This is a genomic window from Streptomyces davaonensis JCM 4913 (assembly GCF_000349325.1).
Taxonomy (GTDB): domain Bacteria; phylum Actinomycetota; class Actinomycetes; order Streptomycetales; family Streptomycetaceae; genus Streptomyces; species Streptomyces davaonensis.
In genome coordinates, this window is sequence record NC_020504.1 from 5,640,270 (window position 1) to 5,655,994 (window position 15,725).

The 15,725-nt window shown below is 69.6% G+C and carries 13 protein-coding genes; 4 read left to right on the top strand and 9 right to left on the bottom strand.

Annotated features, from left to right (window positions below):
• Positions 1 to 74: 74 nt before the first annotated feature.
• Together BN159_RS25045 and BN159_RS25050 are read right to left on the bottom strand one after the other, a co-directional pair.
• The gene (locus tag BN159_RS25045) at positions 75 to 1,148 is read right to left on the bottom strand and encodes a P1 family peptidase (protein ID WP_015659792.1); all 1,074 of its coding nucleotides are present in this window, start codon (positions 1,146 to 1,148) and stop codon (positions 75 to 77) included.
• Positions 1,149 to 1,188: 40 nt separating this feature from the next.
• Entirely contained in the window at positions 1,189 to 2,439 is a 1,251-nt protein-coding gene (locus BN159_RS25050) for a low temperature requirement protein A (RefSeq protein ID WP_015659793.1), read from the bottom strand.
• Between the two features lie 228 nt (positions 2,440 to 2,667).
• Here BN159_RS25050 and pflB point away from each other — a divergent pair, with 228 nt between their 5' ends.
• From pflB to BN159_RS25065, 3 genes are read left to right on the top strand one after another with little or no spacing between them, the layout of a single operon-like run.
• Positions 2,668 to 4,959, top strand: a complete 2,292-nt coding sequence (gene pflB, locus BN159_RS25055) for a formate C-acetyltransferase (RefSeq protein ID WP_015659794.1) — start codon at positions 2,668 to 2,670, stop codon at positions 4,957 to 4,959.
• A 12-nt stretch (positions 4,960 to 4,971) separates the two neighbouring features.
• Positions 4,972 to 5,805, top strand: a complete 834-nt coding sequence (pflA, locus tag BN159_RS25060; RefSeq protein WP_015659795.1) for a pyruvate formate-lyase-activating protein — start codon at positions 4,972 to 4,974, stop codon at positions 5,803 to 5,805.
• 52 nt (positions 5,806 to 5,857) lie between these two features.
• Positions 5,858 to 6,040 (top strand): hypothetical protein, encoded by a 183-nt coding sequence (locus BN159_RS25065; protein WP_015659796.1) that lies wholly within the window; start codon positions 5,858 to 5,860, stop codon positions 6,038 to 6,040.
• Positions 6,041 to 6,089: 49 nt separating this feature from the next.
• Here BN159_RS25065 and mscL read toward each other — a convergent pair whose 3' ends face one another.
• From mscL to BN159_RS25095, 6 genes are all read right to left on the bottom strand, one after another.
• Positions 6,090 to 6,566 carry a large conductance mechanosensitive channel protein MscL gene (gene mscL, locus BN159_RS25070; protein ID WP_015659797.1) on the bottom strand — a complete coding sequence of 159 codons (477 nt, stop codon included), beginning with the start codon at positions 6,564 to 6,566 and terminating at the stop codon, positions 6,090 to 6,092.
• Between the two features lie 138 nt (positions 6,567 to 6,704).
• Entirely contained in the window at positions 6,705 to 7,268 is a 564-nt protein-coding gene (locus BN159_RS25075; RefSeq protein WP_015659798.1) for a CpaB family protein, read from the bottom strand.
• Positions 7,269 to 7,461: 193 nt separating this feature from the next.
• A complete protein-coding gene (locus tag BN159_RS25080; RefSeq protein ID WP_015659799.1) occupies positions 7,462 to 8,295 on the bottom strand; it encodes an S-methyl-5'-thioadenosine phosphorylase in 834 nt (277 codons plus the stop codon).
• A gap of 98 nt (positions 8,296 to 8,393) precedes the next feature.
• Positions 8,394 to 8,690 (bottom strand): FmdB family zinc ribbon protein, encoded by a 297-nt coding sequence (locus tag BN159_RS25085; protein WP_015659800.1) that lies wholly within the window; start codon positions 8,688 to 8,690, stop codon positions 8,394 to 8,396.
• Positions 8,691 to 8,758: 68 nt separating this feature from the next.
• Positions 8,759 to 10,051 carry an MFS transporter gene (locus BN159_RS25090; protein WP_015659801.1) on the bottom strand — a complete coding sequence of 431 codons (1,293 nt, stop codon included), beginning with the start codon at positions 10,049 to 10,051 and terminating at the stop codon, positions 8,759 to 8,761.
• A gap of 349 nt (positions 10,052 to 10,400) precedes the next feature.
• Positions 10,401 to 11,969 carry a potassium/proton antiporter gene (locus BN159_RS25095; protein ID WP_015659802.1) on the bottom strand — a complete coding sequence of 523 codons (1,569 nt, stop codon included), beginning with the start codon at positions 11,967 to 11,969 and terminating at the stop codon, positions 10,401 to 10,403.
• 228 nt (positions 11,970 to 12,197) lie between these two features.
• Here BN159_RS25095 and BN159_RS25100 point away from each other — a divergent pair, with 228 nt between their 5' ends.
• Positions 12,198 to 14,987, top strand: a complete 2,790-nt coding sequence (locus tag BN159_RS25100) for a penicillin acylase family protein (protein ID WP_015659803.1) — start codon at positions 12,198 to 12,200, stop codon at positions 14,985 to 14,987.
• A 70-nt stretch (positions 14,988 to 15,057) separates the two neighbouring features.
• Here BN159_RS25100 and BN159_RS25105 read toward each other — a convergent pair whose 3' ends face one another.
• Positions 15,058 to 15,678, bottom strand: coding sequence for a 5-formyltetrahydrofolate cyclo-ligase (locus BN159_RS25105; RefSeq protein WP_015659804.1), 621 nt, complete (start codon positions 15,676 to 15,678; stop codon positions 15,058 to 15,060).
• Positions 15,679 to 15,725: the final 47 nt, after the last annotated feature.

The following is a 15,725-nucleotide window of genomic DNA, read 5'->3' on the forward strand; positions in this document are numbered from 1 at the left end:
CACCCAGGCGACGGCTGCCAGAGCGCCCGCCCCCCCACTACCGCTCGGCTCGCGCCGCCTGACCCCGTCAGCCCCTACCCGCGGGGCGCCCTCCCGCTGCCCCGCGCCCCCTCAAGACCGCCCGCCACCCCGTACAACTCCCCGTACGACGGCCACACCCCACCCGGCCCGTCCACGGCCTCAGCAGCGCGCACCGCACGCACAATCGCGCGCGTCACCACATCCGCGCCCGCGGCCAGGATCGCGTTCAGCGCGAGCGGGCTCGCGGCATCGAGCGCGCGCCCCCCGGTTGCCAGCGCAAACACCGTGTCACCGTCGTTGAGCAGATGCACCGGCCGCACGGCGCGCGCGATGCCGTCGTGCGCCGTACCGGCCAGCTTCTGCGCCTGCGCCTTGGTGAGCTCCGCGTCGGTCGCGACGACGGCGAGCGTCGTGTTCAGCGGCGGGAGCGCGTTCTTCGCGGCGCTCTCCGCGAGGCGCAGGCGCGCGGCTTCCTGGACACGCGCCTGCGGGTACTCCACACGCCCCTGGAACAACTCGCCGTACAGCACGCCGGTTTCCGGATCCAACGCGCTCCCCACCGCGTTCGCCACCACCAGCGCCCCGACGGTGACCCCCGAGCCGAGCACCACGCTCGCCGTCCCGACCCCGCCCTTCATCGCCCCGACCACCGCCCCCGCACCGGCGCCCACGCACCCTTCCTCGACCTGGGCGCCCGACGCGCTCGCCGCGGCCGCCTCGACCGCCGCCCGCCCTGTCGCCGCGTCCGGCCGCGCCCGGAAGTCGCCGCCGCGCCCAAGGTCGAAGACGCACGCCGCGGGCACCACGGGTACGACGTGCGCCGGATCCGGCCCTACGCGCACCCCGCGGCCCCGCTCCTCCAGCCAGGCCATCACACCGGAGGCCGCGTCGAGTCCGTACGCGCTGCCCCCGGTGAGGACGATCGCCTCGACCTTCTGCACGACATTGCGCGGGTCTAGGGCGTCGGTCTCCTTGGTGCCGGGCCCGCCGCCCCGCACATCGACCGCGGCGACGGCCCCGCCCTCCGGAGCGAGGACGACAGTGGTGCCGGTGAGCCAACCGTCGCCGGTGCGCGTGGCGTGACCCACCCGCACACCGGCGACGTCCGTCAATGCGTCAACTGTCATGGGGTCAGTGTCGTCCAGCCCGGGGCGCGACCCCACGACATCAGCCGGAGAGCCTTGCCGCCGACGGCGACCCGCCCCTGCTTTCCCGCGCGGTCATGCGCGCCGTGAGCGTCGTGCCGACTGCCACCGCCAGCGCCGAGACGATTCCCGCCGCGGGCACTGCCCAGTCGCCGAAGAACGTGCAGGCGATGACGAGCAGCGCCGTCGTCGGCAGCACCAATTGCTGGGCGGTGCCCACCTTGAAGTGCCGCGAGTGCAGCGCCCACACCGTGAGCAGATACAGCGCCGTCGGCAGCGTCACCGCCGCCGACGCGGACAGCGTGGAGATGTGCGCCTCGCCGACCGCCTGCTCGACCGCGACTTCCAGGCCGGCGCCGATCGCGGCCGCCGACGCGAAGATCACGTAGTGGCCGTAGCCCCAGAGGAAGGACTGCCTGTTGGAGCGCAGATGGCCGTGGATCGGCACCACGAAGTAGATCCACCAGGCGGAGAAGATGATCAGGAGCCCGCCCGCGGCGATCGGCAGCAGTTCGCCGAGCGCGTCGTTCTCGTCGATGGCGGTCTTCACGGCGACCGTGGCCGCGGCGATCGTCTCGCCGAGCACGATGATGGTGAACAGGCCGTACCGCTCGGCGATGTGGCGCGGATGCCAGGACGTCGGCTGGTCCTTCTCCGCGTACGCAGGCACGCACATCTCCAGGATCGCCATCACCAGGAACACCCAGGGCCGGGCGTCCTCGGGCAGGACCAGCAGCCCCAGCCAGCCGATCTGACAGAGGAACACTCCAGCCGCGTACCGCAGGGCCGTCGTTCTCTCCGGGCCCTCACCACAGGAGCGTGCCACGCGCAACCACTGAGTCGTCATCGCGAGCCGCATGATCAAGTAGCCCAGCCAGACGGCCAGGAAGTCATGGTCCTCGAACGCCTTGGAGACCCCGGCCGCCAGGACGAGCACGCCCGCGATCTGTACCAGGGTGACGACCCGGTAGAGGACGTCATCGTTGTCGTAGGCGGAGGCGAACCAGGTGAAGTTCATCCACGCCCACCAGATGGCGAAGAAGAGCATCGCGTAGTTGAGGATGCCCTCACCGGTGTGTGCCTCCGCCACGGAGTGCACCAGTTGCACGCCCGCCTGGGCGATGGCCACGACGAAACACAGGTCGAAGAAGAGCTCGAGCGGTGTGGAGGCGCGGTGCGCCTCGTCGCGGCCGCGCGCCGTGAGTCTGCGCAGGGGGCGGTGGTTTCCGGGCGCGCCGGGTGTGGGCGACGCGGGAGTCGAACTGGACGTCATGAGTCCAAGCAGAGCAGATAGGCCGCCGAATTTCTTGTGAACGGATTCACAAGTGCGCTGAGGTCCAATGTCCCTACGAAAAGGCCAGGTCAGACGGTTGGGTCGTCGATCTGACGGTGCACTGACGGGACCATTGGGCCGCAATCGGGGACCAACGCGGCCTCCGGACCGCTCCGTCCGGGCGTGCAATGGAGACGTACCGGCGAAGCCGAGAGGAAGGTGCCCGCCATGACTGCCAGCCCTGCGGAGAGCACGACCACCACCCCTGCCGCACAGACGATCCCTGAGACGGCGGCGGACGCCTGGTCCGGCTTCCGGGGCGGCCTGTGGCGCGACGCCGTCGACGTGCGCGACTTCGTCCAGAACAACTACACCCCCTACGAGGGCGACGGCGCCTTCCTCGCCGGACCCACCGAGCGCACCACCAAGGTCTGGGACAAGCTCCTCGCGATGTTCCCCGCCGAGATCGAACGGGGCATCCACGACGTCGACGTCACCACCCCGTCGCGCATCGACGCCTTCGCGCCCGGCTACATCGACCGCCGCCTCGACCTGATCGTCGGTCTTCAGACCGACGCACCCCTCAAGCGCGCCATCATGCCCAACGGCGGCTGGCGCATGGTCGAGAGCGCCCTCAACTCCTACGGGTACGAGGCCGACCCCGCCGTCCGGGAGATCTACACCAAGCTCCGCAAGACCCACAACGACGGCGTCTTCGACGCGTACACCCCCGAGATCCGTGCCTGCCGCTCCTCCGGCATCATCACCGGCCTGCCCGACGCCTACGGCCGCGGCCGCATCATCGGCGACTACCGTCGCGTCGCCCTCTACGGCGTCGACCGGCTCATCCTCGAAAAGCGAGCGGACAAAAGCGCACTCGAAGTCCAGTGGCCGAGTGCGGATGTGATCCAGGAACGCGAGGAAACCGCTGAGCAGATCCGGGCCCTCGACGAGCTCAAGGCCATGGCCCTCTCCTACGGCCACGACATCTCCGGCCCCGCCCGCACCGGCCGCGAGGCCGTCCAGTGGCTCTACTTCGCCTACCTCGCCGCCGTCAAGGAACAGAACGGCGCCGCCATGTCGATCGGCCGCATTGACGCCTTCCTCGACATCTACCTCCAGCGGGACATCGAACGCGGCCTGCTCACCGAGGCCCAGGCCCAGGAACTCATCGACGACTTCGTCATCAAGCTCCGCATCGTCCGCTTCCTGCGCACCCCCGAGTACAACGAGCTCTATTCCGGCGACCCCACCTGGGTCACCTGGTCCATGGCCGGCCTCGGAGAGGACGGGCGCCCACTGGTCACCCGCACCACCTTCCGCGCCCTGAACACCCTCTACAACCTCGGTCCCGCCCCCGAACCCAACCTCACCGTCTTCTGGTCGCCGCGCCTGCCCGAGGGCTTCAAGCGGTACGCCGCCCAGGTCGCCATCGACACCAGCGCCCTCCAGTTCGAGTCCGACGAGCTGATGCGCCCCAAGTACGGCGACGACACCGCCATCGCCTGCTGCGTCTCCGCGATGGCCATGGGCCGGCAGATGCAGTTCTTCGGCGCCCGCGTGAACGTCGCCAAGGCCCTGCTGTACGCCGTCAACGGCGGCCGCGACGAGGTCTCCGGCAAGACGATCGTCGAGGGCTTCGAGCCGATCACCGACGAGTACCTCGACTACGACACCGTCCGTACGCGCTACGACGCCATGCTCGACTGGCTGGCCAAGACCTACGTGCACGCGCTCAACGTCATCCACTACATGCACGACAAGTACGCCTACGAGCGCCTGGAGATGGCCCTCCACGACCGGCAGATCCTGCGCACCATGGCGTGCGGCATCGCCGGCCTGTCGGTGGCCGCCGACTCCCTGTCCGCCATCAAGCACGCACGCGTGAAGGTGATCCGCGACGAGACCGGCCTCGCCGTCGACTACGTCGTCGAGGGCGACTACCCGGCATACGGCAACAACGACGACCGGGCCGACGACCTCGCGCGCTGGATCGTCCACGACTTCATGGAGAAGGTCCGACGGCACCCGACGTACCGCGACGCGGTGCACACCCAGTCCGTCCTGACGATCACCTCGAACGTCGTCTACGGCAAGAAGACCGGCAACACCCCCGACGGCCGCCGCGCCGGCGCCCCCTTCGCGCCGGGCGCCAACCCCATGAACGGCCGCGACGAACACGGGTACATCGCCTCGGCGCTCTCCGTCGCCAAGCTCCCGTACGACGACGCGGAGGACGGCATCTCGCTGACCAACACCATCACCCCGGACGCCCTGGGCCGCACCCCCGAGGAGCGCGTCGCCAATCTCGCGGGCGTCCTGGACGGCTTCATGGCGAGCGACGGCTTCCACATGAACGTCAACGTGCTCGACCGGGCGACCCTGGAGGACGCGATGGAGCACCCCGAGAAGTACCCGCAGCTGACCATCCGGGTCTCGGGCTACGCGGTCAACTTCATCCGCCTCACGCGCGAGCAGCAGCTCGACGTCATCAACCGCACCTTCCACGGCTCGCTGTAAGGGAGCTGGGCGATGACCGCGCTTCGTCCGTCCGCGCCGGCCTCGCCGGCGCGGGCCGGGACCGCCGCCGCGACGGCCGGCCCGTGCACCCCGGCTGCCGCGGCGACCCGCCGCCCGGCCGTGGGGTCGGTCCACTCGTGGGACCTTTCGACCGGCGTCGACGGGCCCGGCACCCGCTTCGTCACCTTCCTGTCCGGTTGCCCGCTGACCTGTCTGTACTGCCACAACCCCGACACCTGGCGGATGCACGACGGCAAGCGCACCACCGCCGACGAGATCGTCGCCGAGGCGGGCAAGTACACGCGGTTCATCGCGGCCGCGGGTGGTGGCGCCACCGTCAGTGGGGGAGAGCCCCTGCTCCAGCCGGTGTTCACGGGCGAGCTGCTGCACCGGTTCAAGCACGAACTCGGGCTGCACACCGCCCTGGACACCTCCGGCTACCTCGGTGTCCGGGCCACCGACGCGCTGCTGCGCGACACCGACCTGGTCCTGCTCGACATCAAGTCCTGGGACCGTGCCACCTACCGCAAGGTCACCGGCCGCCCGCTGGAGCCCACCTTGGACTTCGCCCGGCGCCTGGCCGATCTCGGCAAGGAGGTCCACGTCCGGTTCGTCCTCGTGCCCGGGCTCACCGACGACCCGGCCAACATCGAGGGCGTCGCCGCGTTCGCCGCCTCGCTCGGCAACGTCACACGCGTCGACGTCCTGCCCTTCCACAAGCTCGGCGAGGCCAAGTGGCAGGCCCTCGGCCGACCCTTCGCATTGCACGACACCCCCTGCCCCACCCCGGAGCAAACGGCCCTGGCCAGGGGATTCTTCTCGGCGCACGGCCTGTACGCCGTCTGAATCCCCGCCCGGCCCGCCACGGACGTCCCCGCCAGGGCCGTACTCTGGAGGCATGGACACCGCCCCCGCCCCCGAGCCGCGCGAGCCGAAGGCCGCGCTGGTCTTCGACGACCCCTTGGACCAGCAGTCCGCCGACGACACGGACCACGGGTGGGGCGACCGGCCGAGCGCCACGAGCGACAGCGCGGCCGACCTGAAGCGCTTCCTCGACGAGAAGCCGCCCCACCACATCTGAGCCCGACGGGCCCAGCGGGCGCCCGCCCGCACTGCCCCTTCGAGCGCCGCTACGACTCGTTGTGGCCCGAGCCGCGCTGCGCGACCAGCGCGTCGCGGATCTCCTTCAGCACCTCCAGCTCGGTCACCTCGATGACCTCGTGGGTGCCTTCCTTCGCCTTCCGGCGGGCCTCCTGCCGCGCCAGGTACTTGGCCATTGGCAGGACCATCAGGAAGTAGACCACCGCCGCGGTGATCACGAAGCTGAGCGTCGCTCCCAGGACCGAGCCCCAGAGGATCATCACGCCGCTCGAGACAGTGCCGTCCGCGGCCTTCTCGCAGGGGCCCTTCAGACACGAGCTGTAGCTGTCGAGGTTCTTGGTCCCGATCGCCCCGACGAGCGGGTTGATGACGCCCCTCACCACCGAGTTGACGATGTTGGTGAAGGCGGCGCCGATGACCACCGCCACTGCCAGATCGACGACGTTCCCGCGCATCAGGAAGGCCTTGAAGCCGTCCAGGAGGCTCGGTTCCTTCTTCTCGCTCACTTGGGGGACTCTCCTCGCACGCGCAAGTTGTGGAACAGATCGCTCCGCAACCTACGTCAGGGTTGAGCCATCCTGTCCAATCCGATAGCTCGAACGTGCGACTTGACAGGCACTCACGCACCAGGCGGTACACACGGTTCAGCACAGCGTCACCGCCAGCTGTGCCGTCGCACTCGCGCCGACCAGACGCGCCGCGGTGGTGCGCGGCACCGTGAGGACGACCAACGCGCCACTGTCGACCGCGTCGTCCAGGGCCTCGGGCACCTTCGTCACCCGCACTCCGCGCGCGACCACGCGCGCGTCCCCGGCCGACGCCTCCTCGGCCGCGATGACGTCCACCCGGTCCCCCGGCCGCAGCAGCCGCACCGTCGCCCCGTCGGCGATCCGCACCGGCGCCGTCACCATCTCGACGGCGCGCCGCTCGCGTACCGGCTCGGTCGCCGGATGGCCGCGCGCCCGATCCGTGTCCCGGGGGCCTGCCGCCACCAGCGCGGCCGCCGTGACCGCCAGCCCCGCGGCGACGGCCCGCCGCCGATGCCGTACGAGTCGGCTCAGGGGGAACCGTCCGCCGCGCACCCGCACCGGTGCGAAGTGCGGCACCTCGCACGTCGGAGGCGCGTCCGTGCCGAGCGGGCGCGGAGGAGAGGAAGAGACGGACGAGGGTGAGAAGGGGGAAGGGGTCGGAGACGGACCGTAGGACATGAGGAACCACCACCTGCCACGAGGGAACGGCTTGCGAGGCCCACGATGAGGCTTCGTGCCGCCGCCCGCTGAGGGCGGTGGAGGAGCAAGAGGTTGTGGACAACTCCCTCACCCGAACGGGAGGTTCCGCCCAGGAGAAGTGCCCTGTGAATCCACAGAGACCCGCGGATCCACAGAGGCCCGCTGTTCAGCCCTACGGCAGCTCGAACCCGGGGTCCATCCCGCCGAGCGCGGACGTGCACAGGCAGTCCCGCTCCTCGTTCGAGGGCAGCGCGGCCACCGCGTCGAACAGCACACCCCGCAGCCGGTCCACGTTCGCGGCGAACACCCGGAGCACCTCGTCGTGCGAGACGCCCTCGCCGGTCTCGGCGCCGGCGTCGAGGTCGGTGACCAGCGTCATCGACGTGTAGCAGAGCTCCAGTTCACGGGCGAGCGCCGCCTCGGGATGGCCGGTCATGCCCACCACCGACCAGCCCTGCGCCTGGTGCCACAACGATTCAGCACGGGTGGAGAATCGCGGCCCCTCGATTACCACCAGCGTGCCGCCGTCCACGGGCTCCCAGTCCCGTCCGCGCGCCGCCTTCAGCGCGGCGGCCCGGCCTGCCGGGCAGTAGGGGTCGGCCAGCGACACATGCACCACGTTCGGAATGGCGCCGCCAGGCAGTGGCAGCCCGTCGAAATACGTCCCCGTCCGGGACTTCGTACGGTCGACCAGCTGATCCGGCACGAGCAGCGTGCCCGGACCGTACTCGGGGCGCAGACCGCCCACCGCGCACGGCCCCAGGACCTGGCGCACACCCAGCGAACGCAGCGCCCACAGGTTGGCCCGGTAGTTGATCCGGTGCGGCGGCAGATGGTGGCCGCGTCCGTGCCGGGGCAGGAAGGCGACCCGTCGGCCGGCGATCTCGCCGAGGAAGAGGGAGTCGCTCGGCGGTCCGTAGGGGGTGTCCACCTGGATCTCGGTCACGTCCTCGAGAAACGAGTAGAAGCCGGAGCCGCCGATTACACCGATCTCTGCGTTCGCCATGCGGTCACACTAGCTGGCGGCCCTTCGCCACCGAGAGGCCCTCCGGGAATACGAAGGACCCCGCCGTCCTACGTCGGCGGGGTCTCGTGAGAGAGGTGTTACGCGGCGGAGCTGCTGCTGGTCGAGGTGCCCGAGCTCGACGGCTTGGAGTCCGAGGAGGACGAGGAGGAGGACGTCGACGACTTGGACGACGACGCCGGCGAGCTGCTCGAAGACGAGCCGCGGCTGTCGTTGCGGTAGAAGCCGGAGCCCTTGAAGACAATGCCGACCGCTGAGAACACCTTCTTCAGGCGGCCACCGCAGTTGGGGCACTCGGTCAGGGCGTCGTCGGTGAACTTCTGCACCGCCTCGAGGCCCTCGCCGCACTCGGTGCACTGGTACTGGTAGGTAGGCACTTGTCTTCCTCCTGGCACTCTCACTCAATGAGTGCTAACGACGGTCCATAGTGACGTATTCCTTCGGATCAGTCCACCGTGACCGGCACGCGGTGACCGACGCCACGTGCGACGGTACGGCTGCGAGGGCGTGCCGAGAGCCGCGAGCGCAGCGCCAGAAGCGTCGCCAGGGCGATCAGCGTGCCACCCATCGGCACGAGGAATCCGGCACCGTCCCAGAAGCGGTCCTCCAGCTGTCCGGCGACCGTGACGGCGGCCGCCTGGCCGAGCGCGACCGCGCCGGTCAGCCAGGTGAAGGCCTCGGTGCGGGCGCCGGCCGGGACCAGGTTCTCCACCAGCGTGTAGCCGGTGATCAGCGCGGGCGCGATGCTCATGCCGACGAGGAGCCCGAGACCGGCGAGGACCAGCACCGAGTGCGCGGCCCACAGTCCGGACGCGGCCAGTGCGAGGGCCACGTAGCCGAGGACGAGGCGCCGCTGAGGGGCGATCTTCCACGCGATGGCGCCGCACGCTATGCCGGAGAGCATGTTGCCCGCGGCGAAGACGCCGTACAGGACGCCGTTCAGGCCGGGCTCGCCGATGGACTCGGTGAAGGCGGCCAGCGACACCTGCATGCCGCCGAAGACCGATCCGATTCCCAGGAAGGTCACGATCAGTACGCGCACCCCGGGGACCCGCAGTGCCGAAGCGTGCCTCACGCGTGCGTGCCCATCGACCGTGACCGAGGGCTGGGTGCTCTTCTGCGCGGCGAACAGCAGACCGCCGACCAACGTAAGAGCGGCCTCCGTGACCAGGCCCGCGGCCGGGTCGACAGCCGTGCACAGCGCGGTGGCGAGCAGCGGGCCGACGACGAAGGTCAGCTCGTCGGTGACGGACTCGAAGGCCGCGGCGGTGGTCATCAGGGGCGAGTCCTGGAGCTTCACGCCCCAGCGGGCGCGGACCATGGGACCGACCTGCGGAACCGAGGCGCCCGTGGGCACGGCCGCCGCGAACAGCGCCCACAGGGGAGCGTCCGCGAGCGCGAGCGCCGTCAGGGTCAGACCCGCGAGCGTGTGCACCAGAACGCCGGGGATCAGAACGGTGCGCTGCCCGTACCGGTCGGCAAGGCGCCCGCTGTACGGCGCGAACAGCGCCATCGAGACGCCGGTGACGGCCGCGGCGGCGCCCGCGGCGCCGTACGAGCCGGTGGTGTGCTGCACGAGCAGCACGATGGAAATGGTGAGCATCGCGAACGGCTGGCGCGCCGCGAAGCCGGGGAGCAGGAACGTCCAGACGCCGCGGGTGCGCAGCAGCTGTCCGTATCCCGGGCGGGAGGAGGCCGGCGAGGTCTTCGACGGCTCGGTGGTGACCGTGGACTCCACGGCCCGTGCCTTTCTGCCACCTGGTAGCGCGCCCTGTGCGGGGGGCGCCGAGAGCTGTCCTCTTGCGCGGAACTGCGGTAGATACCGGCGCCTACGTCGGAGAGCGTCCCGGCCGCCATACGGTCGCGCCAGCTCTGCGTCAGGCAGAGTTGGTTCGATCAAAGTGCGCCTTCATCGTACAGGGATCAACGGCTGGTGCGCCTGTGAAAACGAGCACCACGGCTCCGGAGTGCCTGTGAATGAATGGGGTGTGAACGGTACGAAACGCACCCTTAATAACGCGGTGCGCTGTGACTGCTGCGCGTCGGCCCGGAAAGGGGCGCGCGGCTCGGCTCGCGCGTCGTCGCGCTCAGCGCCCCGTGCGAGCCCCCGGCCCCGCCCCCGCGCCGCCCTCGTCTCCATTCGACCCCAGCCACCCGGCCAGCTTGCCCCCACGCCCCACGGCCCGCAGCCGCCGTTCCGCGGCGTCCCGCACCGGATCCGTCGCGACCACGAGCAGCTCGTCCCCACGTCGCAGCACCGTCGTCGGCAGCGGCACGAACGAGGTTCCGTCCCGCACGACCAGAGTGACGGCGGAGCCGGCGGGCAGCCGGAGCTCGTTGATCTCGACGCCGTGCATCTTCGAGCCCTTGGGGATCACGACCGACAGCAGGTGCCCCCGCAGCCGCTCCAGCGGTGCCGACTCGATGCCGAGGTCGGAGGCCGCCTCCGCGTCCTCGCCGAGCTTCAGCGTGCGGGCGAGCCAGGGCAGCGTCGGCCCCTGGACGAGGGTGTAGACGACGACCAGGACGAAGACGACGTTGAAGATCCGGCGGCTGTCCTGGACGCCACCGACCATGGGGATCGTGGCCAGAATGATGGGGACGGCGCCGCGCAGACCGGCCCAGGACATCAGGGTCTGTTCCTGCCATGGCACCCGGAACGGCGTCAGGCAGAGCACGACACTGAGCGGGCGGGCGATCATCGTCAGCGCCAGGCCGATGACGAGCGCGGGCAGGATGTCGTCGCCCAGTTCGTGCGGGGTGACGAGAAGGCCGAGCAGGACGAACATGCCGATCTGGGCCAGCCAGCCGAGTCCTTCGGCGAAGCCGCGCGTGGCCGGCCAGTGGGGCAGCTTGGCATTGCCCATCACCATGGACGCGAGGTAGACCGCCAGGAAGCCACTGCCGTGGGCCAGGGCGCCGGCCGCGTAGGCGACGACGGCGATGGCCATGACGGCGATGGGATAAAGGCCGGAGGCGGGCAGTGCCACGTGCCGCAGGCCCCAGGAGCCCAGCCAGCCCACCGCGAGGCCGATGGCGACGCCGATGGCCAGTTCCAGCAGTATCTCGGCCACCAGCACGTACCAGTGCTCGATGGGGCCGGTGTGCGAGAAGGCGACCACCAGGATGACCACGGGGGCGTCGTTGAAGCCGGACTCCGCCTCCATCGTGCCCTTCACGCGCGCGGGGAGGGGGATTTTCCGCAGCACGGAGAAGACCGCGGCGGCATCGGTGGAGGACACCACCGCGCCGATGATCAGTGCCTGACGCCACTCAAGGCCCGTCAGGTAGTGCGCCGCGCACGCCGTGACACCCACGCTCGCCGCGACGCCCACCAGTGCCAGCGCGGTGGCGGCGGGAAGGGCCGGTTCGATCTCTTTCCACTTCGTGCTCAGACCGCCCTCGGCGAGGATCACGACCAGGGCCGCGTACCCGATGACCTGCGTCAGCTCGGCGTTGTCGAACTTGATGTCGCCGATGCCGTCCTGGCCCATGAGGACGCCGATGCCGAGGTACACGAGCAGGCTGGGGAGCCCGCTGCGCGAGGAGATCCGGACCGCGGCGACGGCGACGAGCAGGACGAGCGAGCAGACGAGCAGGAGCTGATTGAGGTCGTGGACAGTCAGCGGCCGTTCCCTTCCCTGGCTCACGGGCACGCGCGCGTGAGCTCACGTACATAGGACACGAAGTGGTGGAACTTCGTACCCAACTACTTCGTTACCTTACCTAACTCTTGACGATTTCTTGACGCTCGGCCGGGCATGATCGAACGCTCGTGCGCGCGGGTTCCCTACTCCGCGTCAAGTGGCACCTGGCCCTGCGCCTATGGTTGCTCCAGCACTCCAGGACCGCCTGCCGCTCGCGTTAGGACAGCAAGGACAGCGATGCCCCCCAACACCACCGCCTCTACGGGTCAGCAGCCCGGCAAGTCCGGCAGGAAGAAGGGGCGCAGAGCCCGCCTGATCGTCATCGTCCTCGTGCTGGCCATCATCGGAGGCGTCGCGTACGGGGCCTACTGGTCCATCAGCACCGTCCGCGCGTCCTTCCCGCAGACGACGGGATCGATCACGATCGACGGTCTGTCGGGCCCGGTCGACGTGAAGCGCGACGGCTACGGCATCCCGCAGATCTACGCCTCCTCCGACGAGGACCTGTTCATGGCGCAGGGCTACGTCCAGGCCCAGGACCGGTTCTACGAGATGGACGTGCGCCGTCACATGACCTCCGGGCGCCTGTCGGAGATGTTCGGCAAGGGCCAGGTCGACAACGACGAGTTCCTGCGCACCCTGGGCTGGGACCGGATCGCCAAGGAGGAGTACGACAGCAAGCTGTCGGACGACACCAAGAAGTACCTCCAGGCCTATGCCAAGGGCGTGAACGCCTACCTGGAGGGCAAGTCGGGCGAGGAGCTCTCCCTGGAGTACGCCGCCCTCGGTTTCGCCAACGACTACAAGCCCGCGGAGTGGACCCCGGTCGACTCCGTGGCGTGGCTGAAGGCGATGGCCTGGGACCTGCGCGGCAACATGGAGGACGAGATCGACCGCGCCCTGATGACCAGTCGTCTGGGCCCGAAGCAGATCGATGACCTCTACCCGCAGTACCCGTACGACCGCAACAAGGCGATCGTCCAGGAGGGCCAGTACGACGAGCTCACCGAGACGTTCGAGCAGGGCGGCGCCACTTCCACCGGCGGCGCTTCCGCCGACGGCACCGCGACGGGCGGAACGTCCACCGGAGGCACTTCCACGGCCGGAACGTCCACGGACGGCGCCACGGGCCTCCAGAGCCAGCTCTCGGGCCTCTACGGCGTCCTGGAGGACCTCCCGACGGCCGTCGGCGTGAACGGCAACGGCATCGGCTCCAACTCCTGGGTCGTCTCCGGCGATCACACCATCACCGGCAAGCCCCTGCTGGCCAACGACCCGCACCTGTCGGCCTCGTTGCCGTCCGTCTGGTACCAGATGGGCCTGCACTGCCGCAGCGTCTCGGACAAGTGCCAGTACGACGTCGCGGGCTATACGTTTGCGGGCATGCCCGGTGTGATCATCGGTCACAACAAGAACATCTCCTGGGGCATGACCAACTCCGGTGTCGACGTCACCGACCTCTACCTGGAGAAGCTCACCGGCAGCGGCTACCAGTACGACGGCAAGGTCAAGCCGTTCACCACGCGCGAGGAGACCATCAAGGTCGCCGGCGGCGAGTCCAAGACGATCGTCGTCCGCGAGACGAACAACGGCCCCTTGCTCTCCGACCGCAACGACGAATTGGTGAAGGTCGGCAAGAAGGCCGAGGTCGACACCTCCGCACCCGACCGCGGTGACGGCTACGGCATCTCCCTGCGCTGGACCGCCCTGGACCCGGGCACCTCCATGGACGCCGTCTTCGCCATGGACAAGGCCGCGAACTGGGACGACTTCCGCGACGCGGCCGCCCTGTTCGACGTGCCCTCGCAGAACCTGATCTACGCCGACACCGAGAGCCACATCGGCTACACCCTCCCCGGAAAGATCCCCACGCGCGCGCAGGGCGTCGACGGGTCGATCCCGCAGCCCGGCTGGAACTCCAAGTACCGCTGGACCGGCTACATCCCGCAGAACAAGCTGCCCTTCGAGTTCGATCCCGCGCGGGGCTACATCGTCACCGCCAACCAGGCCGTGATCGACGAGGACAAGTACCCCTACACGCTCACCGAGGACTGGGGTTACGGCACGCGCAGCCAGCGCATCACCGACCTGATCAAGTCGAAGATCGACGACGGCGGCAAGATCTCCACCGACGACATGCGCCAGATGCAGCTCGACAACAGCAGTGAGATCGCCAAGCTGCTGGTGCCGAAGCTGTTGAAGATCGACATCGACGACCCGGACGTCCGCGAGGCGCAGAAGCTTCTGGAGGGCTGGGACTACACCCAGGACGCCGACTCGGCGGCCGCCGCCTACTTCAACTCGGTCTGGCGCAACATCCTCAAGCTCTCCTTCGGCAACAAGCTGCCCAAGGAGCTGCGGGTCAAGGGCCAGTGCCTGTGGGTCGACCCGATCAACACCACCGGTCCCGCGGACGAAGTCGAGAAGGTTCGCGAGTGCGGTCAGCGCGACGCCGACCAGGCGCAGCCCGACGGCGGCGACCGCTGGTTCGAAGTCGTGCGCAACCTCATGGACGACGAGGACAGCGACTGGTGGCAGACGCCCAAGTCGGGCACCCGCCCGGCCGCCGACAACCGTGACGAGCTGTTCGAGCGCGCCCTGATCGACGCCCGCTGGGAGCTGACCGCGAAGCTCGGCAAGGACATCGACACCTGGAGCTGGGGCCGGCTGCACCGCCTGTTCCTGAAGAACCAGACCCTCGGCACCGAAGGCCCCGGTTTCCTCCAGTACGTCCTCAACCGCGGCCCCTGGAAGCTCAGCGGCGGCGAGGCGACGGTCAACGCCACCGGCTGGAACGCCGCCGGCGGCTACGGCGTCATCTGGGTGCCGTCGATGCGGATGGTCGTGAACCTCGGCGACCTCGACAAGTCGAAATGGATCAACCTGACGGGCGCCTCCGGGCACGCCTACAACGCCCACTACACCGACCAGACCGACAAGTGGGCCGACGGCGAGCTGCTCGACTGGTCCTTCACCAAGGACGCGGTCGAGGAGAGCACGAGCGACACACTGGTGCTTCAGCCCTGAGCCACTGACGGCGCGACGACGAAGGGGCCCTCCACGCACGCGTGGAGGGCCCCTTCGTATGCGGCGAGGCTCAGGTCGTGTGGAAGCGGCGCACGGCAGATGGCGTCACCACCGCGTGCACCGGCCGGTCGTGCTCCTCCGCCGGGACGCGCTCGACGACCTCCGTGTCGTACAGCAGCACCACCAGCGCGGGGTGGGCATCCGCGCGCTCCAGGCGCGCGAGCACGCGGTCGTACGAGCCCCCGCCGCGCCCCAGGCGCATGCCGCGCGCGTCGACCGCGAGCCCGGGCAGGAGCACCACGTCCGCGGCGGTCACGCCGTCTGGTCCGAGGCGTTCGCCGGCCGGCTCGAAGAGGGCCATCTTTCCGCCGTGTCGGACCCGTGCGAGGGAGTCCTCGCCGGTGTAGGCGCCCCAATCAAGGTCGTTGTCGGGCAGGAGCGCGGGGAGCAGGACGTGCACGCCCCGCGCGCGCAGCGTGTCCAGCAGAGCGAGCGTGCCCGGTTCGCTCCCCACCGAGACGTACGCCGCCACTGTGCGCGCTCGCGCCAGCTCGGGCAGGTCGAGCGCGCGCCCCGCCAACGCGAGCGCCGTTTCCCGTACGTCATCGGCCGTCAACCTGCTTCTCACCGCGAGGAACTCTCGCCGCAACGTTCGCTTGTCAGGCTCGGCCGGACGTCCGATGTGACTCATTGGTCGTACCCGTACCCCTTCAATGTGCTCATATGAGAGCCAATTAA

Excerpts from the sequence above, each read along its gene's own strand:
- BN159_RS25075 (WP_015659798.1), bottom strand. The coding sequence starts at position 7,268 with ATGTCCTACGGTCCGTCTCCGACCCCTTCCCCCTTCTCACCCTCGTCC.
- BN159_RS25080 (WP_015659799.1), bottom strand. The coding sequence starts at position 8,295 with ATGGCGAACGCAGAGATCGGTGTAATCGGCGGCTCCGGCTTCTACTCG.
- BN159_RS25045 (WP_015659792.1), bottom strand. The coding sequence starts at position 1,148 with ATGACAGTTGACGCATTGACGGACGTCGCCGGTGTGCGGGTGGGTCAC.
- pflB (WP_015659794.1), top strand. The coding sequence starts at position 2,668 with ATGACTGCCAGCCCTGCGGAGAGCACGACCACCACCCCTGCCGCACAG.
- pflA (WP_015659795.1), top strand. The coding sequence starts at position 4,972 with ATGACCGCGCTTCGTCCGTCCGCGCCGGCCTCGCCGGCGCGGGCCGGG.
- BN159_RS25100 (WP_015659803.1), top strand. The coding sequence starts at position 12,198 with ATGCCCCCCAACACCACCGCCTCTACGGGTCAGCAGCCCGGCAAGTCC.
- BN159_RS25050 (WP_015659793.1), bottom strand. The coding sequence starts at position 2,439 with ATGACGTCCAGTTCGACTCCCGCGTCGCCCACACCCGGCGCGCCCGGA.
- BN159_RS25105 (WP_015659804.1), bottom strand. The coding sequence starts at position 15,678 with ATGAGTCACATCGGACGTCCGGCCGAGCCTGACAAGCGAACGTTGCGG.
- BN159_RS25065 (WP_015659796.1), top strand. The coding sequence starts at position 5,858 with ATGGACACCGCCCCCGCCCCCGAGCCGCGCGAGCCGAAGGCCGCGCTG.